The organism is Streptomyces sp. NBC_00414 (assembly GCF_036038375.1).
In the GTDB taxonomy this organism is placed as follows: Bacteria; Actinomycetota; Actinomycetes; order Streptomycetales; family Streptomycetaceae; genus Streptomyces.
This window is the reverse complement of sequence record NZ_CP107935.1, coordinates 1,206,504-1,225,425: the sequence shown is the minus strand read 5'-3', so window position 1 is coordinate 1,225,425 and position 18,922 is coordinate 1,206,504. Positions and strand designations below refer to the sequence as shown.

The following is an 18,922-nucleotide window of genomic DNA, read 5'->3' as shown; positions in this document are numbered from 1 at the left end:
CATGAGCGACGCGGACTCCGGCAGACGGGTCATCGACGGGCGGTTCCGGCTGGAGTCCCGGCTCGGCGGCGGCGGGATGGGCACGGTCTGGCGGGCCACGGACCTGGCCCTGCACCGGAACGTGGCCGTCAAGGAGGTGCGGCCTCCGGACATCGGCCTCGCCGAGTACGACCCGGACGGCGCGCGGCTGCTGCGCGAGCGGGTGCTGCGCGAGGCCAGGGCGCTCGCGAGGATCGATCACCCGAACGTCGTGACGATCCATCACATCGTCGACGGCGGCGAGGGAACCTATCCGTGGATCGTGATGGAACTGGTCGGCGGCGGTTCGCTCGCCGACCGCCTGGAGCGGGGCCCGATGACCCCCGTGGAGACGGCACGGATCGGCCGGGAGATTCTGGCGGCGCTGCGGGCGGCGCACGACGCCGGTATCCAGCACCGGGACGTCAAGCCCGCCAACGTCCTGCTGCGCCCCGACGGCCGCCCCGTGCTCACGGACTTCGGGATCGCCGCGATCCGTGAGTCGACGGCCCTCACCGCCACCGGTTCGATCATCGGTACGCCCGACTACATGGCCCCCGAGCGCATCGCGGGCGACGACGGCGGTTCGGCGTCGGACCTGTGGTCGCTGGCGATGATGCTGTACGCCGCGGTGGAGGGCGAGCATCCGCTGCGCCGCGGCACGACGATGGCCACCCTCGCCGCCGTTCTCTACGAGGACGTGCCGCCGCCCGGACGAGCCGGTCCGCTGGCGGACGTGCTGATGCGGGTGCTGGTGAAGGACCCGCAGGCCCGCCCGGACGCCGGGACGCTCGACCGCATGCTGATGGCCGTGGCGGAGAAGGGTGCCGAACCCGAGGACCGTACGGAGTCCACGTCCTACCGGCTCACGCCTCCGCGGGACGCGGTGCCCGGGCCACCCGGCCCGGCATCTGCACAGCCCATACAGCCCGTACAGCCCACACAGCCTGCAGGGCCCGCGAGGCGAGGGCGCCGGACCACGGTCGCCCTGTCAGCCGTGGGAACGGTGCTGGTGGGCGTGCTGGCGTGGACGCTCCTGCCCGACGGGGAGGGGCCGGGATCGTCGGCCTCGGGCGACTCGACGAACGGAGCGACGGCGAATCCGTCGGCCCACGCCTCCTCCACCGGCAAGGACGGCAAGGACGACGAGAGCGGCAAGGCCGACGCGAGCCCCACGCCCCGGCGGACGGGGTCGACGAAGACCACCGACCTGCTGACACCGGCCGGCGTCCGCACCGCGATCAAGGCCCTGGAGAAGGAGACGGGCCGCGACCGGTACGGCAGCATCACGGTCTACCCCGACTACCTCTCCGCGGAAGTGATGGTCGAGGGCAGCCGAACCAGCTACGACCGCTACACCTACTACGTGGGCCGGGGTGTACAAGAGAGCTCGATCAAGGCTCAGTTGGCCGGTGGAGCCCTGCCGATGACCCTGGACGGCTTCGACTGGGACCGGATCCCCGCCCTGCTCGCCGAGGCGGAGAAGAAGCTGAACGTCGACAAGGCCACCAGCCGCTACCTGCTGGTCAAGTCGCCCAACGACGTGTTCGACAGGCCGGCGGAGATCTCGGTCTACCTCAGCGACGAGTACGGCAGGAGCGGCTACCTGCAGGCCGACATCCGCGGCAAGGTGACCCGGGTGATGCCTGCCGACTGACGGCGGATCGGGCCGTCAGCCGTCAGCCGTCAGCCGTCTGGCGTCTGGCGTCAGTTGTCGGCTGCTACCGGGGGAGCGGAGTGCCGTGCTGCCGAGACCATGGCGGCCAGCTCGTCCGCCGTACGCGGACCGGCGGACGGGTCGGTCAACAGGCCCTGCGCACCCAGGAGTTCGGCCACCGCGACGCCCCAGGGCAGGCGCAGTCCCGCCTGAGCCAGGAGGTCGGTGCGGGCCAGGGTCGTGTCCGCGGGGCCGGTGACCGCTCCGGACGGGGTGAGGAGCGCCGCGTCGTCGGCCCAGCGCAGGGCGAGGTCCACGTCGTGCGTCGCCATCACCACGGTGGTACCGCTCTCGCGCAGCCCGTCGAGGGTCGCGAGCAGCCGTTCCTGACCGTCCGGGTCGAGCCCCGCGGTCGGTTCGTCGAGGATCAGGACACGTGGCCGCATCGCCACGGCGCCCGCGATCGCGGTCCGCTTGCGCTGCCCGTAGGAGAGCAGATGGGTGGGCCGGTCGGCCAGGGCCGTGATGTCCAGTGCGGCGAGCGCCTCGTCCACCCGGGCCCGTACCTCGGTGTCGGGCAGGCCGAGATTGAGCGGGCCGAACGACACGTCCTGGCCGACGGACGCGGCGAAGAGCTGGTCGTCCGGGTCCTGGACCACCAGCTGGACGGTCGTGCGCAGCAGGGTCAGGCCTTTGCGGTCGTACCGGACCGGGCGGTCCTCGACGGTCAACTGCCCCACGTGCGGCCGCAGTCCGCCGCTGAGCAGGCGCATCAGCGTGGTCTTGCCGCTGCCGTTGCGGCCGAGCAGGGCGAGCGCACGCCCCGCGCGCACCTCGAAGTCGAGGCCGCTGAGCACGGTCGGGCCGTCCTCGTACGCGTAGGACGCGCCCCGCAGGGCGACCAGCACGGGCTCGCTCATCGCAGCGGCCTTTCCAGTACGAGGGTGAGTGCGGCCACCGCCGCGAGCAGCGCGACGGCGGCGAGTGTGAAGCGCGCGGAGATCCGGGCCTCCGGGACCAGGACGCGCAGGGTGCCGTCGTAACCGCGCCCGGCGAGCCCGGCCTGCAGTCGGGTCGCCCGGTCGAAGGCCCGGACGAAGGCGGTGGCGCCGAGCCCGGCCAGCGAACGCCAGGTGGCGGCCCGCGTGGTGTGCCCGAGCCGCGCGGCCTGCGCCTCCCGGACACGGCGTACGGAGTCGAGAAGCAGGAAGCTCATCCGGTACGTGACCATCGCGACGTCCACGACCGGTGCGGGCACTCCGGCGTTCACCAGCCGGGGCAGCAGGTCGGACATCGGAGTGGTGAACGCGAACAGCAGGACGCCGAGGGAGGCGGCGGAGGTACGCAGCAGCAGTTCACCGGCGCGCACCGCCCCACCGTCGGCCAGGGTCACGAACCCTTCGGGGCCGCCGACCTGGAGGAGCAGGGGGAGTGCTCCGGTCACGCAGAAGCCCAGCGGCACCCGGTAGGCGCGCCAGAGCCGGCGCCCGGGTACCGCGGCCGGGCCCAGCAGCAGGGTGAGGGCGGTGACCAGGACAAGAGCGGCGCCCGGCCAGGGCGGGAGAGAGATCGCCAGTACGGTCAGGCCGAGACCGAGCACGGCTTTGTCCACGGGATGGCGGCGGCGCCAGCGACTGCTGTGCGCCGCCGCGTCGATCGGCAGCACGAAGACTCAGGTCCGTCCGACGGAGGACCCACCGGTGCCGCCGGACGTGCTCCCCGCAGCCGCGTCTGAGTCTGCGTCCGAGGTTGTGCCGGGCACGGGATCCTGACTCGTTCCGGGCGCGGCGTCCTGGCCGTCCTCCCGCTGGGCCAGGACACGCAGTTCGCCCTGGCGCCTGCCCCTGCGCAGGCCGAAGTAGTAGGCGAGGACGCCCGCGCCGAGGGCTGCCTGGAGGGCGAACAGCGCCGACTCGATCTCACCGGACGGCGGCTCGTACAGGGGTGAGAACCACGGCTCGTAGTCCGGCTCGATCTCGGTGATCGCGGTCTCCGCCTCCGCGTCGGCGCCCGTGAACGGCTCCTTCTTGTGATCGCCCATGCCGAAGGCCAGCGGCAGTACGGCGAGCGCGGCCACGACGAGCAGCAGCAGGGCGTTGATCTTCGCGTTACGGCTCATCGGGCCACCGCCTCGGTCGTCTCCGTGGTCCCGGTCGTCCCGGTCCGGGACTGCCCCTTGGCGAGGAACACGCCCAGCCGGGTCAGTTCGCCCTTGCTCGACTGCACCAGCAGCCGCATCACGAACACCGTGAGAAGCCCCTCGCTCACCGCGAGCGGGATCTGGGTGACGGCGAAGATGGAGCCGAACTTGCCGAGCGCGCCCAGGAATCCGCTGCTCGGGTCGGGGAACGCGAGCGCCAGCTGCACGCTCGTGACGCAGTAGGTGGACAGGTCGGCGACGAACGCGGCGAAGAACACCGCGACCATCAGCGGCACGTCGAACCGCCGGAGCAGCCGGTAGACCGCGTAGCCGGCCCACGGCCCGACGATCGCCATCGAGAAGACGTTGGCGCCGAGCGTGGTGAGCCCGCCGTGCGCGAGCAGCAGTGCCTGGAAGAGCAGGGTGATGGTGCCCAGGACCGCCATGATCGGCGGCCGGAACAGGATGGCGCCGAGTCCGGTGCCGGTGGGGTGCGAGCAGCTCCCGGTCACCGACGGCAGTTTCAGCGCGGAGAGAACGAAGGTGAAGGCACCCGACGCCCCGATGAGGAGTGTGCTCTCGGGGTGTTCACGGACCTCACGGGTGAGCGACCGGACTCCGTGGACGACGAACGGCGCCGACGCGACGCCCCAGGCGACCGCGTGGCCGGGAGGAAGGAAACCCTCGGCTATGTGCATGGTTCAGCAGACCCTCTCCAGCACCTCGTGGATGGTTGACGCGCCTTGGCCGGTCTCCTGGCTTACGGGTAACACCACCCGTGCTCCGCCTTCCCGGGTCCGAGGACCCAGTGGCTGCCCGTGAGGGCCGGAGCCGGACTTCCCGATCACAGTGGCGAGGGCCGCACCGGCATCACACCGATTTCCCGAGCACCAAGGCGTCGTGACAGTAGTGCGCGTACCGGGGTGGTGACAAGCGGCCCTCGGGGGGCGTGAGAGTGCTCACGCAGCGCGCGCCGGTTCCTCCGGAGCGACGGGAGCGCCTGTTCAGGCGCCCTGTTCACGGGTCGGCAGTTCCCGGAAGAGGCCGCGCCCCGCCCGGGCGCCGCCTTCTGTGACCACGGATGCACAAGAGATGCTGCGGGGGTGTCGATTCGGCTCCGCCCGGTTCGTCGGTCGGGTACAGGGATCTCAGGAACACCGGGAGGAAACATGAAGTACATGCTGCTGGTCTGCGGCGACGACACCGCCGACGCCTCGGACATGGCACCCGTCGAACCATGGGTGGAGGAGCTGAGCGTGCGACGCGGTGTACGGCTGCACGGCCACCGGCTGCGCCCCCCGGCCGACGCGGTGACCGTGCGCGTACGCGGCGGTGAAGTGCTGCGCAGCGACGGGCCGTTCGCGGAGACGAAGGAGTACGTGGCCGGGTTCGACATCCTTGAGTGCGACAGTCTGGAGGAGGCCGTCGAGGCGGCCGTGAAGCATCCGGTGGCGGCCCTCGGGGCCATGGAGGTGCGCGCGTTCTGGGACGACGAGGACGCGGAGGGGGAGATCCGCCGCCTCGACGCGGAGCTGACAACTGCCGGGAGGGAGCGGGACTTCGACCGGGCGATGGCCTGTTACGCGCCGGACGTCGAGGTGTTCCACCCGGTGAGCGGTCTGGAACAGCGCGGGATCGATGCCCTCCGCAAGGCCGAGGAGGTGTGGTTCTCGACGTTGTCGGGACCGGTGGAGCGCGAGGTGCTCGAATTCCAGGTCCGGGTCGACGAGAGCATCGCCTTCAGCCACGCGCTCGTGCGGATCCGCGCCACGCCGGTCAGCGGTGACGCGCTGGACACCACGGCGCGGGTGACCACCGGCTACCGCCTGACGGGCGACCGCTGGCTGATCGTCCACCAGCACACGTCCGTTCCCTTCGACACCGGGGTGCCCGGAGCCATGGGGGTCTGACGGGCTCTGGAGGGGCTTCCCCGGAAGCCCCAGAGGCCCCTCCAGAACATCCGGTACGTGCCGGAGCGTGCGCCAAGTCTTGACGTGCTCCTGGCAAGATGACTCTATGGGAGCGCTCCCACTTTCCCGAAACTCACGTTTCTTGGCGCTCACTTCCTGGAGTCGCAGTGAGAAGAGCAAGAAGCACGACACGAAAGAGCCACGTCAGCATGCTGCTGGCCGGGCTGGCCGCCTTTCTCGGGCTCGTCGTTCTCGGTGCCCTGGTGCCGACCACCGCGCATGCCCAACTGCCCGGCGAATCGCCAGGCGCCCTCGCGACCGGCCTCCATATCGACGACGGCCGCCTGCTCGAAGGCAACGGCAACGACTTCGTCATGCGCGGCGTCAACCACGCCCACACCTGGTACCCGGGTGAGACGCAGTCGCTGGCCGACGTCAAGGCGCTCGGCGCCAACACCGTCCGGGTCGTCCTCTCCGACGGCCACCGGTGGAGCAGGAACAGTCCGGAGGACGTGGCTGCCGTCATCGCCCAGTGCAAGGCCAACCGGCTGATCTGCGTACTGGAGGTGCACGACACCACCGGCTACGGCGAGGACGCCGCGGCCGGCACGCTCGACCATGCGGCCGACTACTGGATCGGCCTGAAGAGCGTGCTCACCGGCCAGGAGAACTACGTCATCGTCAACATCGGCAACGAGCCCTGGGGCAACACCGATCCCGCGGGCTGGACCGACCCCACGATCGCCGCCGTCAAGAAGCTGCGCGCCGCCGGGTTCGAGCACACCATCATGGTGGACGCGCCCAACTGGGGCCAGGACTGGCAAGGAGTCATGCGTGCCAACGCCCAGGCCGTGTACGACGCCGACACCACCGGCAACCTGATCTTCTCGATCCACATGTACAGCGTCTTCGACACCGCGGCGGAGATCACCGACTACCTGAACGCCTTCGTCGACGCCGGACTGCCCATCCTCATCGGCGAGTTCGGCGGCCCGGCCGACCAGTGGGGCGACCCCGACGAGGACACCATGATGGCCACGGCGCAGCAGCTCAGGCTGGGCTACCTCGCCTGGTCCTGGAGCGGCAACACCGACCCGATCCTGGACCTCGCGATCGGCTTCGACCCCACACAGCTCAGCTCCTGGGGCCAACGCATCTTCAACGGCGCCAACGGCATAGCCCAGACGTCCGAGGAAGCCACCGTCTACGGCGGCGGAAACCCGGGTGACACCCAGGCCCCGACCGCTCCCGGTACCCCCAGGGCCTCCGCCGTTGCGGCCACGTCGGTGACCCTCACCTGGACCGCCGCCACCGACAACGTCGGCGTCACCGCCTACGACATCGTCCGCGTCAGCGGAAGCACCGAGACCACCGTCGCCGCGTCCACCACCAACACCACCACCGTGACCGGACTCACCGCGAACACGGCGTACACCTTCGCCGTCCACGCACGTGACGCGGCCGGGAACCGCTCGCCCCGCTCGGCCACGGTGAACGTCACCACCGCCGACGGCGGCAGCACACCCGGCACGAGCTGCTCCGTCGGCTACCGGGTGACCAACGAGTGGCCGGGCGGCTTCCAGGGCGAGATCACCGTCCGCAACACGGGCACCTCGGCGATCAGCGGCTGGAAGCTGGTCTTCGCCTTCGCCGACGGCCAGACCGTCTCCAACATGTGGGGCGGAACACCGACCCAGAGCGGTGCCACGGTGAGCGTCGCCAACGCCTCGTACACCGCCACCATCCCCGCGAGCGGCTCGGTCACCGTCGGCTTCACCGCCAACAAGGGTGCCGTGAACGCGGCCCCGACCGCATTCACCCTCAACGGCGCCACCTGCGCCACCGCCTGACAGACACTCAGCGATCGGAAGCCGCTGACCGGCAACCACTGGCCGGCGGGGTCACCGCGCCCCGTCGGCCGGGCGGGCGCCGGATGACAGTCAGGCGGTGGTGGCCGGAGCGGCCTCTTCCACGGGGGTGTCGGCCGGAGCGGCCTTGGACGTCGTGTAGAAGACGGACGACCCCTGCTTGGTGCGCTGGACCTGGCCCTTGGCGACGAGTCCTTCCACTGTCGTGCGGACGACCTTGGGCTTGATCTCGCGCTCGGGGTGGGCCTCCGCCAGCGCGGTGGCGACCTCCGCGGACGAACGCGGCTCGGACTGCCGGCCGAGGTGCTCACGAATGAGCTCGACCAGGGTGGGCTTCACCGCGGCCGGCTTCGAGGCGTCGGCCTTGGCCGCATCGGTCTTGACCGCGGCGGACTTGGCGGCGGGCTTGGCCGCGGGCTTCGAAACGGCGGACTTCGAGGCCGACTTGGCGGTGGCCGTCGAGGTGGCCTTCGCGCCGGTGGGCCTGGCGATCGACTTCGGCGCGGACTTCGGGGCCGCCTTCGTGGCGGTGGCCTTCTTCCGGCCGCCCGCCGTGGCCTGCCGCGGTACCGAAGGCGCGGACGCCGAGCCGCCCTTGGTGTCACCACCCAATGCCCGCTGCAGTTCCGCCAGCAGGGTCTGGTCGTGCTCCAGTGCACTCAACTGCTCCTGCAGCGCCGCCACTTCGGCGCTGATACGTTCCTGCTCCTTGGTGTTGCGTTCGAGGTCCGCAGACACCTGGGCGGCGTACTGGGTCTTGAGCTCCGTGGCGGCCGATTCGACTTCGGACATGGCAGTTACCTTTCCTCGTCATCGTGTGGTGCTGGGGCCGGATGCTACTCGCATCATCAGGCCATGATCCCGGAGTTGTCAGCACCGTCCTTGCCGTCACATGGCCCCTGACATGCCGCTGTGGGCCGCAAAGACGCAGGCGGCGAGGTGTGCGAGAGACACCTGACCACTCGCGTGAAGCCATGTCTCGAATTCAACCTTCAAGGTGACTGTACGAACTGCCCGACCGGTTCTGCCGGCCTCTTGCCGAGGTCGACGCGGTCGGCGCGGTCGTCGGACGCGAGGGGCGGACGCAGTGGTCGGCGGGGCACCCGATCCGCACCTCTTTCGTTACGGCCGACACCCTTGACAGGCTGCGTACTGTTTCGCGACGTTTGAGCCTCGCGAATACTCCGGTCGAGTCGCAGGCCGGGGAACGTGCGCTTCGTCGGCGTGCACGGGGAGTCGGCCGAGGAAGCGCAGGGACGCGGACGCCGCGTCCAAGGGGGAAATGGGGGGCGATCGTCCATGCGGTCAATCAGTGAGGTGGACATAGACATCCACAGACCCGAGTCGCTGAGCGATGCCCTGCGCCGGGACTGGCATCGAGCGGCGGACGCGTCACCCGACTACGCCAACCCCTTCCTCTCACCGGAGTTCGCGGCCGGTATCGGCGCCCACCGCGGCGGCGCGCGGGTGGCGGTCCTGCGCGAGGGGGGAGAGGCCGTGGGCTTCTTCCCGTACGAGCGCAACTCCTTCGGGGTGGGGCGGGCCATCGGTCTCGGTCTGTCGGACTGTCAGGCCCTCGTGCACCGGCCCGGATTCACCTGGGACACCCGCGAACTGCTGCGTGCCTGTGGGCTGTCCGTCTTCGAGTTCGACCACCTCGTCGAGGAACAGAAGCCGTTCAGCCGCTATGTCACGGGGACGTATCCGTCACCGGTGATCGACCTCAAGGTCGGTGACGGCACCTACGCGGAGTGGCTGCGCGGCGCGTACCCCGGGCTGGCCAAGACGACGCTGAAGAAGGAGCGCCGCCTGGGGCGCGATCTGGGCGAGATGCGGTTCGTCTTCGACGAGCGCGATCCCGCGATGCTGCGCACGCTCATGCGGTGGAAGTCCGCCCAGTACCGCAGGACGTCACGGATGGACCGGTTCGCGCGGCCCTGGATCGTGAGCGCGGTGGATCACCTGTTCCACGTCCGTGAGGAGCACTTCACCGGCATCCTCTCCGTGGTGTACGCGGGCGACCGGCCGGTGGCCGCACATTTCGGCCCGAGATCGCGCACGGTGTTCGCGGCCTGGTTCACCGCGTACGACCCCGAACTGCGCTACTACTCACCCGGCTTGGTCATGCACCTCAGGATGGCGGAGGCGGCGGGCCGGCGGGGCGTACGGATCCTGGATCTGGGCCGGGGCGACAAGGAGTACAAGGACTGGCTCAAGACCCGGGAACTGCGTGTGGGGGAGGGCTTCGCGAGCCGTCGCCACCCGGTGGCGGCGGCACACCGGCTGTGGCGCAGACCGGTGCGCGGCCTGCGCAACACGGTTCTGGCCCATCCCGGACTCAAGGATCCCGCGGACCGGCTGCTGAAGACGGTCGGCGCCCTGCGCACCTCCGGCAGCACGGGCGTGGGCAGGGCGGCCTCGCGAGAGCGCTGACAGCGCCCGGGGCCCACCCCGCTCGTCAGAGGCGGGTGTCCTCCGATTCCCCGAGGGAGCTGTCGGGCTTGCCCAGCGACCATCCGGAGACATCGGTGAGCCGACCCCGCCACAGGGGCATCACGACGGGGCCGCCCGCCCCGGCGACACTGGTGGCGTCACGCAGATGGATCCACTGCGGCAGCCGCTGCGGGGCGGGGCGCCCCTGCTTGTCGGCGACCGCCTCGTCCACCTGCTCCGGGAAGCGCTCCAGCAGCTGCGCGCCGGGTCCGTCGATGCCGCGCAGGCTGTGCGCCCAGCCGGTCGTCCACGCCTTGTGCGAGATGAGGTCGCCGTAGAGGAGACCACCCCCGATGAACAAGGTGACCGGCAGAGCGGCCTGCGGGTCCTGGCCGACCAGCCGTACCAGCATCTGCAGCTGGAGATCCGGCACGGGTTCGGTCACGATCGGCGCGGCCGACTCCCGCAGCGGGTCCTGCTCGTCACTCACGACCTTGCTCGTCCTTTCCATCCCGTCACATGTGTCGGTCCTGAATCGGCCGTCACGCGGCGAGGAGTCCCGCGCGCAGCCGACCGAGCGTGCGCGTCAGCAGGCGGGAGATGTGCATCTGGGAGAGATTCAGTTCACGGCCGATCTCCGCCTGTGTCATCTCCTGGCCGAAACGCATCTCGATGATGGTCCGCTCACGGTCGTCGAGCTCCTGGAGGAGGGGCGCGAGCGTGTGCAGGTCCTCGAACAGGTCCATCGCCGGGTCTTCCTCGCCCAGGGTGTCCGCGTACTTCGGCCCGCCGTCGCTGGAGTCGTCGTCGCCACCGGGGGTGTCGATGGAGCCGGCGACATAACCGTTGGCGGCCACCAGACCCTCGATGACCTCTTCCTCGCTCAGGTCCAGATGAGTGGCGAGTTCCTTGACCGTCGGCGGGCGGTTCAGTGTGGCGGCGAGGGCTTCCTTGCTCTTGGCGAGCGAGACCCGCAGCTCCTGCAGACGCCGCGGGACGTGCACGGCCCAGGTGGTGTCCCGGAAGAAGCGCTTGATCTCGCCGACGATGTAGGGGATCGCGAAGGAGGTGAACTCGACCTCGCGCGACAGGTCGAAGCGGTCGATGGCCTTGATCAGGCCGATCGTGCCGACCTGGATGACGTCCTCCATGTCACCGCTGCCCCGGTTGCGGAACCGGCGGGCCGCGAAGCTGACCAGGGACAGGTTCATCTCGATCAGTGTGTTGCGGGCGTACTGGTATTCGCGGGTGCCTTCTTCGAGCTCCTGCAGCCGGTCGAGGAACAGCCGGGACAGTACCCGCGCGTCCTTGGGAGCGACCTTGCCCCCGTCCTCGATCCAGGGCAGGTCGCCCACGGCCTCCTGCACGCCCGTGCTGCAGTCAGATGCCTCGCGGGTGTTCACGGAGGTAGTCACGATGCCGCCTTAACTAGAAAGCAAGTCGGACGTCTCCTGCCCGGCATCCCCAAGAGCATGTGTGCTCAGGACCGATCAATTTCGGAGACGCGAAAGTCCCGTGGCGTTCGTCGCCCTCGGCTTCGAGTGCCCGGAAAGCCGGAGTACAGTCTGCTCGCCGCGCCCGTGCCGGACCGGGCTGCGTGCGTCCCCCTGTTTCCTCTGTGTGCCGGCCAGGTGATGCCATGACGAGTACTCAGGACCAGCCGGAGACGATGTCCACCCCTGCGGGGACCTGGTCGTCGCCGGAGTACGAGAAACGCGCGGAACGGATACGTCGCCGACTGGAGAGACTCATCGGCATCGCGGCGACCGAGGGCAACTCCCTCACCGCTCTGCGCAACGGCGACGCGATCTTCGCCGCGATGCTGGCGGGCATCCGGTCCGCGGAGCACACCGTGGACATGATGACCTTCGTATACTGGAAGGGCGACATCGCCCGCGACTTCGCGCAGGCGCTCGCGGAGCGGGCCAGGGACGGTGTGCGGGTACGGCTGCTGCTGGACGGGTTCGGCAGCAGGCTGATCGAGAAGGACCTGCTGTCGGCCATGGAGCAGGCCGGTGTGCAGGTGGCGTGGTTCCGCAAACCGCTCGCGCTCTCGCCGCTCAAGCAGAACCACCGCTGCCACCGCAAGGTCCTCGTCGTCGACGAGCAGACGGCGTTCACCGGCGGGGTGGGCATCGCGGAGGAATGGTGCGGCGACGCGCGCGACGAGCACGAGTGGCGCGACACCCACGTCGAACTGCGCGGGCCGGCCGTGGACGGTGTCGCCGCCGCGTTCGCCCAGAACTGGGCCGAGTGCCACGAAGAACTCTTCGACGACCGTGACCGGTTCGTCGCGCACAGTCCCGAGGGCGGGGCCGTGGTGCAGGTGGTGCGCGGCTCGGCCAGCTTCGGCTGGCAGGACATGCAGACCCTGCTCCGGGTGATGCTGGAGTCGGCCGAGGAGCGTTTCCGGCTGGCCACCGCCTACTTCTCACCGGACGCGTTCTTCGTCGACCTGCTGTGTGCCGCGGCCCGCCGGGGCGTGGAGGTGGAGATCCTGCTGCCCGGCCCGCACACGGACAAGCGCGTCTGCCAGCTGGCCGGCCAGCATCATTACGAGGAGCTCACCGCCTGCGGCGTGAAGATCTACCAGTACCAGCCGACGATGATGCACGCCAAGGTCGTCACCGTGGACCGGGTCGCCTCGCTGGTCGGCTCGACCAACTTCAACCGCCGCTCGCTCGACCACGACGAGGAGATCATGCTCGCCGTGCTCGACGAGGAGTTCACCTCGACGCTCGACAGCCACTTCGACGAGGACGTGACGGTCAGCACCCTGATCGAGAAGGGCCGCTGGAAGCGACGTTCCGTCGTGCAGCGAGCCCGAGAAGCAGCCGTCATCCCCATCCGCCGCTTCCTGTGAGCCGCCGCCCCACGACCGCCGTGTCCGCGGGCCCCTGTGGCGGACGGGCCGGCTGACCCTCACGCCGGGGGCGCACGCAAGGCTCACGGACGCGGAAGCCGTCCGAACGTGCGCCCGGGAGCGTCTGCCGGTCAACCTCCTCAGGCACTGACTCTTGCTGGGTGCAGAACCTTGCTGGATCCTCATCTTCCAAGTGGCGTTGTGCACACGGCCTGACGCCAGGTGGCTGCTGGCGAAGTGCCCGGCAGACCAGTGGCGCGGCGGTACTCGTGGGCACGACTGTGCCGGGAGGCAGCATGGTGGAGCGGGACCCGATGTATCAGCGGCGAAGGCTGCGTATTCGGCTCCGGCAAGCACGTGAGCACGCGGGCATGCGCCAGAAGGACGTGGCGGTCGCGATGGACTGGTCGCTCTCCAAACTTCTGCGTATCGAGGCCGGGACGGTCGGCATTTCCGTCAACGACCTGAAAATTCTTCTTCAGTACTACGGCATCACGGATGCGCAGGACGTCGCCTCGCTGGTGGAGATGGCGCGCGTCTCCTATCGGGAGCTCGGCTGGTGGAGTCCTTACCGGGAGGCCATCTCGGCCCAGTTCCAGGAATTCCTGGGCCACGAGTCCTCGGCGTCGCAGATACGCAACTTCGAGCCGCTCATGGTGCCCGGGCTGCTTCAGACGGAGGAGTACGCCGCCGCGGTCCTGGCCAACTACGCGGAGCCCCACTCCCAGCGGTTGCTGGAGCTGAGGAGGGAGCGACAGGAGAAGATCTTCCGCACCGGCGAGAAGGAACTGCACTTCATACTCGACGAGAACGTCATCACTCGCACGGTCGGTGACAATCGCGTCATGAGGCAGCAGCTGAGAATGCTGCAGGAAGTGATCGCGTTACCCCACGTGACCTTGCGGATCATTCCGTTCGACGCGGGTGTGTATCCCTACTGGGACCTCGCGTATGTGATCTTCGAGTTTCCCGTCCCCGACGACGGAGCCGTCCTGTACATCGAGCGGGCGAAGAATCAGACGTTCATCACCAACGAGGGACCCGGGGAGCGGGGCGTGTACTCGCCCGCGCGCTTCCTGGAGAAGTTCTGGCAGCTGGAACAGCTGGCGACGCTGGAGGACGCTCCGCGGATGGTGGACCGGGCCCTCGGCCGCTTCCGTGACGAGTCCGTATAAAGTACTCATCAACCGGTTTCGCCGAGGGCACGCTTTCAATCCTTTGCCTATTCACCGTCCGGTAGGGGGTGCTCGGTCGCGCGGCCGGTGAAGGCAGTCCATGACGCGTGTGAGAACTTCAGCGTGGAGCGGTCGGGGTCCTTGGAGTCCCTTACCCGCACGTCACCGGTGAAGGCGACTTCGACGCAATTTTCCGAACCGCTGGCCGAACTCTTGAACCATTCAAGAGGTACTGCTTCAGAGCGCACTGGCGCGACCCTCCATGCCTTGAGCAAAGTGAACAGGATCGTCCGGTCGGCATGGTGTGCAGCGCCGAACCGACCGGACGATCCAGGTTGTGCGCTGTTTATAGCAGTCGCGTACAGCACGATGGACATCGGAGTGTCTCTATCCTGTATCCGTTCGCCTGCCTGGCCGTCCCCGGTGTGTGGGCGGTGCGTGGGCGAGGGGCCCGAGGCCGCCACCGATGATCGGATACCGAACATCAGTTCCCCATTGGTGGCCGCTACTTGTCGGCTTGCCGTACGTCGCCACGACAGGTCCCGCCGGCAGGCGGCCGCCCGGCGTCAGTCGGCAAGAGATCCTTCAAAAAGACACTTGGCACATTGGAATGCATCATCCATACTGGACGGGTAATCGCTGCGCTTCTTCATGGGCAGTGCGGTCGGCCGACGGCCATCGGTCGCACCAGTGGTTGCAAGCCGTTCCACCGGACTCAGCAGAGTCGGCGGAACGGCTTCCTCCTTTTTGTCTGCAAAATATTTCTAGTGTATTCACCCTTGCGCATGCCAGAATTAATAGCGTTCATCCGACTCTCGTTGCGCGAGAGGAGGTGTGTATGCGCGACGAAATGATTGGCCTGATCAGGGAAGCCATGAGGGACTGGCACACGACTTTACGTCTCTGCCTGGTTCTGCTCGTAGTGGCCGCTACGGGGCCCCTGACGTTCTTTGCCCTGTCGGTGTTGATGGGCTAGCGATTACATCTCAAAAGGGGTGAACAACCCGTAATGGGTTCGCCTCTGCCGCGCCGTTGCCACCACTGTGGCAACGGCGCCGTCGCTGACGACGCCAGGGACGGTCAGGCGGGCTTTTCGCCGGTCCGGCAGATCTGGCGGGCGATCTCACGCAGTTTGACGTTGCGGTCCTGCGACGTCTTCTTGAGCACCTTGAACGCCGTGTCCTCGGCCAGGCCGTAGCGCTCCATCAGGATGCCCATGGCCTCGCCGATCTCGTGACGGGTCTCCATGGCGTGGCTCAGCTGCTGGTGCGTACGGGCCGCGGAGAACGCCACGGCGGCATGGGAGGCGAGGATCCAGCCGGAACGTCGAGCGGTCTCGTCGAAGTTGGCCGGCTCGCGGGAGTACAGGTTCAGGGCTCCGAGGTTGTCGTCCTCGGTGAAGAGCAGGAAACCCATCATGCTTCCCATGCCGAGCTTCCTCAGCTCGGGGGCGAAACGGGGCCACTGCTTGCTCGGCTGCCGTAGATCCTCGATGGCGTAGATCTGCTGACGGTCGGTCACCGCGTCGAAGCAGGGGCCCTCCTGCAGGTCCTGCTGGATCCGGTCCGAGCGCCGCACCAGGTCGCTCGTCGCGGCCAGGGCATGCACTTCCCCCTGGCGCACGGTGAGGATGCCGGCTTCGTCGCACCCCTTGATCAGAACCGACGCGTGCTCCACGACGCGGTCCAGGGTGCCCTGGGCGGAATCCTGCGCCAACAGGTCACGCGCCATCTCCGCCACGGCGATCGCGAACTGCTCCCATACCTCGCCCGGTACCTGCGCCATGTCATCTGCTCCCTCGATGGAGCGTCCCGGGACGGCGCTCCGTGAAGGCCCATCTTGCCATCCGTACGTCCGCGTCGCGCCGGCCCAGCTCTTCCCGGAGGGCGGGCTCGTGCGCGGTCGGCGGTGTCCTTCGGGGGTTCCAGCGGCGTTGTCCCACAAGACTTCCTGTTTCACCGGGGCGGTCTGGGGTGACCCGGAGGGGGACCGAACCCCGTGAACAACACTTTGCGACCGAAGGAGGCCCCCATGGAGGGCTGGCGTGAGCACGCAGAATGCCGCACCGTCGATCCCGATCTCTTCTTCCCCATCGGCAACACAGGCCCCGCGCTGGTGCAGATCGAGGACGCCAAGTCCGTCTGTCAGCGCTGCCCGGTGCGCGAGGAATGCCTGAACTGGGCGCTCGACACGGGGCAGAGCATCGGTGTCTGGGGCGGCAGGAGCGAGGCCGAACGGCGCACCCTGCGGCGGCGCATCCGCAGCCGTACCTCCCGGGACAACAGTGCGTAGCGTGGTCAGCGCGCAAGGTGATGTCCGTGGTGCGGAACGCACGCGGGCCTCACCGCCCGGGGTCTCGAGTTCCGGAACCGTCCCGGGTTTGAGTTCCGGAACCGGTCCGGGGCCTCGAACTCCGGACCCGTCCGGGCTCCGAGCGGCGGACTTCGGGCTCGGATCATCAGAAGTAACGGCTCGTCACCGGCGACAGGTGTCGACTCTCGCGACGGGGGCAGGCGGGACTGCTGAGGGCAGTATTCAGCGCCGTACCCCAGCGAGGTGATCAGTGAGCCTGGAGCAGGACCGAGCGTCCGGTCTCGTCGACGACGCGAGCGACGAGGTGGCGGAGCCGTCCGACGGCGAGCGCGACGCCTGGGCGCGGGTGCGGCGCGCCGCATATGGAATGCGGCACCACGAGGCGAAGATCGCGTCGGAGGAAGCCCGCAAGGCGGCCGAGGAGAGTTCGCCCGGCGGCCGGGAGGCATTGATCGCACAGGCGGAGGTCGAGGAGTGGGAGCGCATCACCGAAGCTCTCTTCGATCACGCCGGGGAGTACGACAGCGCCGACGACCCCTTCGTCCAGGGCGAGCTGGAAGGCCGCGCACACCGGGCGCCTCCTCCGCCCGACCGGCGGTGACGAGAGGCTCCGGGGAGCGGCCCGGAGCGGCTCCACCCCGCGTTGTCAGTGCCCTGAGGAACAATGCCGAGCAGCGAGAACGTTGTCGCTCCAGGCGATCCGTGATCGAACCCGTCCGTCGAAAGGCCGCCCGCACATGACGTCCATGCTCCACCGCCGTGCCGTGCCGCGAGCCGCGGACGGAGCTCCGCGGACCCTGCTGCGAGCCGTCCCGCGTACGCCGGCGCCCCTCGCCCCCGGCGGGTCCGAGGTGCTGCGTCTGATCACGGTGCAGCGCGTCCCCGTCTGCCTGACCGTGCACGCCAACGGCCGCCGCCGGTACGGCTACTGGCAGCCGGCGGTGGCCGGCTCCGGGTACGGGGGCTGTTACGTGGCCCTGCCCACGGACGAGTGCGACGCGCTGCACGCGGCGGGCCGGATCGCGCTGGGCGACCCGGTGATGGATCCGGCCAAGACGACGTACCCGGTGCGCCCGGTCGTGCGTTCCGTCGGGCGGGGCGCAGCGGCGGCGGCGGAGCTGCCCCGGCAGAGGGCCGACCTGCCGCGGCAGGCACTCACGGCCTGACATCGCGGGAGGCCGCGGCGGTTGCGGGTGCTTTTCCTCCCCGATTACGGGGCACCCGGCTCGGCGGACTGTATTTCCACCGAGGAAGGCCCGCCACACCATGCCTGAGACACAAGACGTCGTCGAACTCATCCTTGAAGATCACCGGAAGATGGAGGACCTCTTCCGGCAGATGCGCAGCGTCGAGGCGGACAGGGCGACCGCGCTGAAGGAATTCGCCGACCTCCTGATAGCCCACGCGCTCGCGGAGGAGACCAAGGTCTACCCCGCCCTCAAGCGCTACAAGGACATCGACAGCGAAGAGGTCGAGCACGGCGAGGCGGAGCACGAGGACGGCCACAAGGCGCTGCTCGCCCTCCTGGAGGTCGACGAGGTCGGCTCGGAGGACTGGGACGAGAAACTTGAGGAACTGGTGGAGGCCATCGCGCACCACACGGACGAGGAGGAGCGCACCATCCTCAACGGGGCGCGCGAGAACGTCGCCATGGAGCGCCGCGAAGAGCTCGGCGCGGAATTCCTCAAGGAGCGGGCGCACCGGCTGAGGTCCGGTTGCGGATCGGTCGACAACGTTCGCGACATCATCGAGAACTGATCCCTGCGGAACTGATTCCCGCGGGCGGGTCGACGCAGGCGTGGCGATACGGCGAGGCGATCGGCTCGATTCGGCCGACTGCGACTGCGACTGCGACTGCGACTGTGACTACGGCGACGGCGAGTGACTGAGAAGCGTGCAGGTGACCTGTGGAGGTGCCTGCCGCCGAGTGCTTTCGGTGTCCGACGACCGGCTGTACCTGTGGGTGCGGCCGGTTCGACGTGTGTGCCGGGCGGGCTGCCGGGATGTGCGCCGGCCGGTGTCGGTCGAGCCCTACCGCTGGGCGAGCGGCACCACGGCGGTGATGCGCTTGCCGCCGGTCCGCAGCTCCGAGATGGTGATGTCGCGGGCGAGACGGCAGACGATCGGCCAGCCGTGGCCGCCGGGCCCCATCGTTCCCCGCTCGCCCATGTGCCGCGCCGGCCGGGGGAACTCCTGGCTGCGGTCGCTCACCGACAGACGTACGTCCTGGTCGTCCAGCGTCACCTCGAACTTGGTGACACCGCCGCCGTGCAGCATCGCGTTGGTCGTGAGCTCCGAGGCGACGAGGAGGGCGTCGCCGATGATGTCGTCACCGCCGAGGGCCTCGCGCCGCCGGGACCGTCGCGCTTCCGCGAGCGCGTACCTCACCTCCTCGCGTACCTCCGCCGGACTGCGGGGTCCGAAGGGGGCGGGCCGAGACGGTACGGCCGTCGCGTCGGTGGGGGTCATTCGGTGCTCCCTGAGCATTTTTCTCGCTCCTCCGCCTGAAAAGGAACGGGCCCGCCGCAAGAGCGCGCGACGGGCC

20 protein-coding genes and 1 riboswitch are annotated in these 18,922 nt (G+C 69.1%); of the genes, 10 read left to right on the top strand and 10 right to left on the bottom strand.

Features of this window, described 5'->3' with window-relative positions; all coding sequences use genetic code 11:
• Position 1: 1 nt before the first annotated feature.
• Positions 2-1,675: a serine/threonine-protein kinase gene (locus OHS59_RS05390; protein WP_328492243.1), complete on the top strand. Its 1,674-nt coding sequence runs from the start codon at positions 2-4 to the stop codon at positions 1,673-1,675.
• 50 nt (positions 1,676-1,725) lie between these two features.
• Here the strand turns inward: OHS59_RS05390 and OHS59_RS05385 are convergent, their stop codons facing one another.
• From OHS59_RS05385 to OHS59_RS05370, 4 genes are read right to left on the bottom strand one after another with little or no spacing between them, the layout of a single operon-like run.
• Positions 1,726-2,595, bottom strand: coding sequence for an energy-coupling factor ABC transporter ATP-binding protein (locus tag OHS59_RS05385; protein WP_328492242.1), 870 nt, complete (start codon positions 2,593-2,595; stop codon positions 1,726-1,728).
• On the bottom strand, positions 2,592-3,341 hold the full coding sequence (gene cbiQ / locus OHS59_RS05380; protein ID WP_328492241.1) for a cobalt ECF transporter T component CbiQ: 750 nt from the start codon (positions 3,339-3,341) through the stop codon (positions 2,592-2,594). The genes OHS59_RS05385 and cbiQ overlap by 4 nt, the downstream gene beginning before the upstream one ends.
• A 6-nt stretch (positions 3,342-3,347) precedes the next feature.
• Positions 3,348-3,794 (bottom strand): energy-coupling factor ABC transporter substrate-binding protein, encoded by a 447-nt coding sequence (locus tag OHS59_RS05375; RefSeq protein ID WP_328492240.1) that lies wholly within the window; start codon positions 3,792-3,794, stop codon positions 3,348-3,350.
• Positions 3,791-4,513 (bottom strand): energy-coupling factor ABC transporter permease, encoded by a 723-nt coding sequence (locus OHS59_RS05370; protein WP_328492239.1) that lies wholly within the window; start codon positions 4,511-4,513, stop codon positions 3,791-3,793. The genes OHS59_RS05375 and OHS59_RS05370 overlap by 4 nt, the downstream gene beginning before the upstream one ends.
• Positions 4,514-4,543: 30 nt before the next feature.
• A riboswitch (cobalamin riboswitch) is annotated at positions 4,544-4,725 on the bottom strand.
• Between the two features lie 259 nt (positions 4,726-4,984).
• On the opposite strand from OHS59_RS05370, the gene OHS59_RS05365 reads away from it, so the two are divergent.
• Both OHS59_RS05365 and OHS59_RS05360 read left to right on the top strand, forming a co-directional pair.
• Complete coding sequence (locus tag OHS59_RS05365; RefSeq protein WP_328492238.1) at positions 4,985-5,725, top strand: nuclear transport factor 2 family protein; 741 nt, start codon at positions 4,985-4,987, stop codon at positions 5,723-5,725.
• Positions 5,726-5,892: 167 nt separating this feature from the next.
• Positions 5,893-7,575: a cellulase family glycosylhydrolase gene (locus OHS59_RS05360; protein WP_328492237.1), complete on the top strand. Its 1,683-nt coding sequence runs from the start codon at positions 5,893-5,895 to the stop codon at positions 7,573-7,575.
• A gap of 90 nt (positions 7,576-7,665) precedes the next feature.
• Here OHS59_RS05360 and OHS59_RS05355 read toward each other — a convergent pair whose 3' ends face one another.
• Positions 7,666-8,385, bottom strand: coding sequence for a hypothetical protein (locus tag OHS59_RS05355; protein WP_328492236.1), 720 nt, complete (start codon positions 8,383-8,385; stop codon positions 7,666-7,668).
• Between the two features lie 507 nt (positions 8,386-8,892).
• Between OHS59_RS05355 and OHS59_RS05350 the strand changes: the two genes are divergently transcribed.
• Positions 8,893-10,026 (top strand): GNAT family N-acetyltransferase, encoded by a 1,134-nt coding sequence (locus OHS59_RS05350; RefSeq protein ID WP_328492235.1) that lies wholly within the window; start codon positions 8,893-8,895, stop codon positions 10,024-10,026.
• Positions 10,027-10,051: 25 nt separating this feature from the next.
• Here the strand turns inward: OHS59_RS05350 and OHS59_RS05345 are convergent, their stop codons facing one another.
• Both OHS59_RS05345 and OHS59_RS05340 read right to left on the bottom strand, forming a co-directional pair.
• Positions 10,052-10,516 carry a hypothetical protein gene (locus OHS59_RS05345; RefSeq protein WP_328492234.1) on the bottom strand — a complete coding sequence of 155 codons (465 nt, stop codon included), beginning with the start codon at positions 10,514-10,516 and terminating at the stop codon, positions 10,052-10,054.
• Between the two features lie 52 nt (positions 10,517-10,568).
• On the bottom strand, positions 10,569-11,441 hold the full coding sequence (locus OHS59_RS05340) for a SigB/SigF/SigG family RNA polymerase sigma factor (RefSeq protein WP_443061384.1): 873 nt from the start codon (positions 11,439-11,441) through the stop codon (positions 10,569-10,571).
• A 224-nt stretch (positions 11,442-11,665) separates the two neighbouring features.
• On the opposite strand from OHS59_RS05340, the gene OHS59_RS05335 reads away from it, so the two are divergent.
• Entirely contained in the window at positions 11,666-12,889 is a 1,224-nt protein-coding gene (locus OHS59_RS05335) for a phospholipase D-like domain-containing protein (protein WP_328492233.1), read from the top strand.
• 296 nt (positions 12,890-13,185) lie between these two features.
• Entirely contained in the window at positions 13,186-14,064 is an 879-nt protein-coding gene (locus tag OHS59_RS05330) for a helix-turn-helix domain-containing protein (protein ID WP_328492232.1), read from the top strand.
• Positions 14,065-14,111: 47 nt separating this feature from the next.
• On the opposite strand, the gene OHS59_RS05325 is transcribed toward OHS59_RS05330, so the two are convergent.
• Positions 14,112-14,441: a DUF397 domain-containing protein gene (locus tag OHS59_RS05325; RefSeq protein WP_328492231.1), complete on the bottom strand. Its 330-nt coding sequence runs from the start codon at positions 14,439-14,441 to the stop codon at positions 14,112-14,114.
• Positions 14,442-15,144: 703 nt separating this feature from the next.
• A complete protein-coding gene (locus OHS59_RS05320; RefSeq protein ID WP_328492230.1) occupies positions 15,145-15,849 on the bottom strand; it encodes a GAF and ANTAR domain-containing protein in 705 nt (234 codons plus the stop codon).
• Between the two features lie 246 nt (positions 15,850-16,095).
• On the opposite strand from OHS59_RS05320, the gene OHS59_RS05315 reads away from it, so the two are divergent.
• The 4 genes from OHS59_RS05315 (at position 16,096) to OHS59_RS05300 (ending at position 18,135) form a co-directional block, all read left to right on the top strand.
• Positions 16,096-16,356 (top strand): WhiB family transcriptional regulator, encoded by a 261-nt coding sequence (locus tag OHS59_RS05315; RefSeq protein ID WP_328492229.1) that lies wholly within the window; start codon positions 16,096-16,098, stop codon positions 16,354-16,356.
• A gap of 271 nt (positions 16,357-16,627) precedes the next feature.
• Positions 16,628-16,978, top strand: a complete 351-nt coding sequence (locus OHS59_RS05310; protein WP_328492228.1) for a hypothetical protein — start codon at positions 16,628-16,630, stop codon at positions 16,976-16,978.
• Positions 16,979-17,114: 136 nt separating this feature from the next.
• Positions 17,115-17,543, top strand: a complete 429-nt coding sequence (locus OHS59_RS05305) for a hypothetical protein (RefSeq protein WP_328492227.1) — start codon at positions 17,115-17,117, stop codon at positions 17,541-17,543.
• 100 nt (positions 17,544-17,643) lie between these two features.
• Complete coding sequence (locus tag OHS59_RS05300) at positions 17,644-18,135, top strand: hemerythrin domain-containing protein (RefSeq protein WP_328492226.1); 492 nt, start codon at positions 17,644-17,646, stop codon at positions 18,133-18,135.
• A gap of 273 nt (positions 18,136-18,408) precedes the next feature.
• On the opposite strand, the gene OHS59_RS05295 is transcribed toward OHS59_RS05300, so the two are convergent.
• The gene (locus OHS59_RS05295) at positions 18,409-18,846 is read right to left on the bottom strand and encodes an ATP-binding protein (RefSeq protein WP_328492225.1); all 438 of its coding nucleotides are present in this window, start codon (positions 18,844-18,846) and stop codon (positions 18,409-18,411) included.
• Positions 18,847-18,922 lie beyond the last annotated feature (76 nt).

What these genes read in the sequence shown, in the direction of transcription:
- OHS59_RS05320 (WP_328492230.1), bottom strand. Translation starts at nt 15,849, where the DNA reads ATGGCGCAGGTACCGGGCGAGGTATGGGAGCAGTTCGCGATCGCCGTG.
- OHS59_RS05305 (WP_328492227.1), top strand. Translation starts at nt 17,115, where the DNA reads ATGACGTCCATGCTCCACCGCCGTGCCGTGCCGCGAGCCGCGGACGGA.
- OHS59_RS05365 (WP_328492238.1), top strand. Translation starts at nt 4,985, where the DNA reads ATGAAGTACATGCTGCTGGTCTGCGGCGACGACACCGCCGACGCCTCG.
- OHS59_RS05330 (WP_328492232.1), top strand. Translation starts at nt 13,186, where the DNA reads ATGGTGGAGCGGGACCCGATGTATCAGCGGCGAAGGCTGCGTATTCGG.
- OHS59_RS05355 (WP_328492236.1), bottom strand. Translation starts at nt 8,385, where the DNA reads ATGTCCGAAGTCGAATCGGCCGCCACGGAGCTCAAGACCCAGTACGCC.
- OHS59_RS05325 (WP_328492231.1), bottom strand. Translation starts at nt 14,441, where the DNA reads ATGTCCATCGTGCTGTACGCGACTGCTATAAACAGCGCACAACCTGGA.
- OHS59_RS05315 (WP_328492229.1), top strand. Translation starts at nt 16,096, where the DNA reads ATGGAGGGCTGGCGTGAGCACGCAGAATGCCGCACCGTCGATCCCGAT.
- OHS59_RS05295 (WP_328492225.1), bottom strand. Translation starts at nt 18,846, where the DNA reads ATGACCCCCACCGACGCGACGGCCGTACCGTCTCGGCCCGCCCCCTTC.
- OHS59_RS05370 (WP_328492239.1), bottom strand. Translation starts at nt 4,513, where the DNA reads ATGCACATAGCCGAGGGTTTCCTTCCTCCCGGCCACGCGGTCGCCTGG.
- OHS59_RS05390 (WP_328492243.1), top strand. Translation starts at nt 2, where the DNA reads ATGAGCGACGCGGACTCCGGCAGACGGGTCATCGACGGGCGGTTCCGG.
- OHS59_RS05335 (WP_328492233.1), top strand. Translation starts at nt 11,666, where the DNA reads ATGACGAGTACTCAGGACCAGCCGGAGACGATGTCCACCCCTGCGGGG.
- OHS59_RS05300 (WP_328492226.1), top strand. Translation starts at nt 17,644, where the DNA reads ATGCCTGAGACACAAGACGTCGTCGAACTCATCCTTGAAGATCACCGG.
- OHS59_RS05375 (WP_328492240.1), bottom strand. Translation starts at nt 3,794, where the DNA reads ATGAGCCGTAACGCGAAGATCAACGCCCTGCTGCTGCTCGTCGTGGCC.
- OHS59_RS05350 (WP_328492235.1), top strand. Translation starts at nt 8,893, where the DNA reads ATGCGGTCAATCAGTGAGGTGGACATAGACATCCACAGACCCGAGTCG.
- OHS59_RS05385 (WP_328492242.1), bottom strand. Translation starts at nt 2,595, where the DNA reads ATGAGCGAGCCCGTGCTGGTCGCCCTGCGGGGCGCGTCCTACGCGTAC.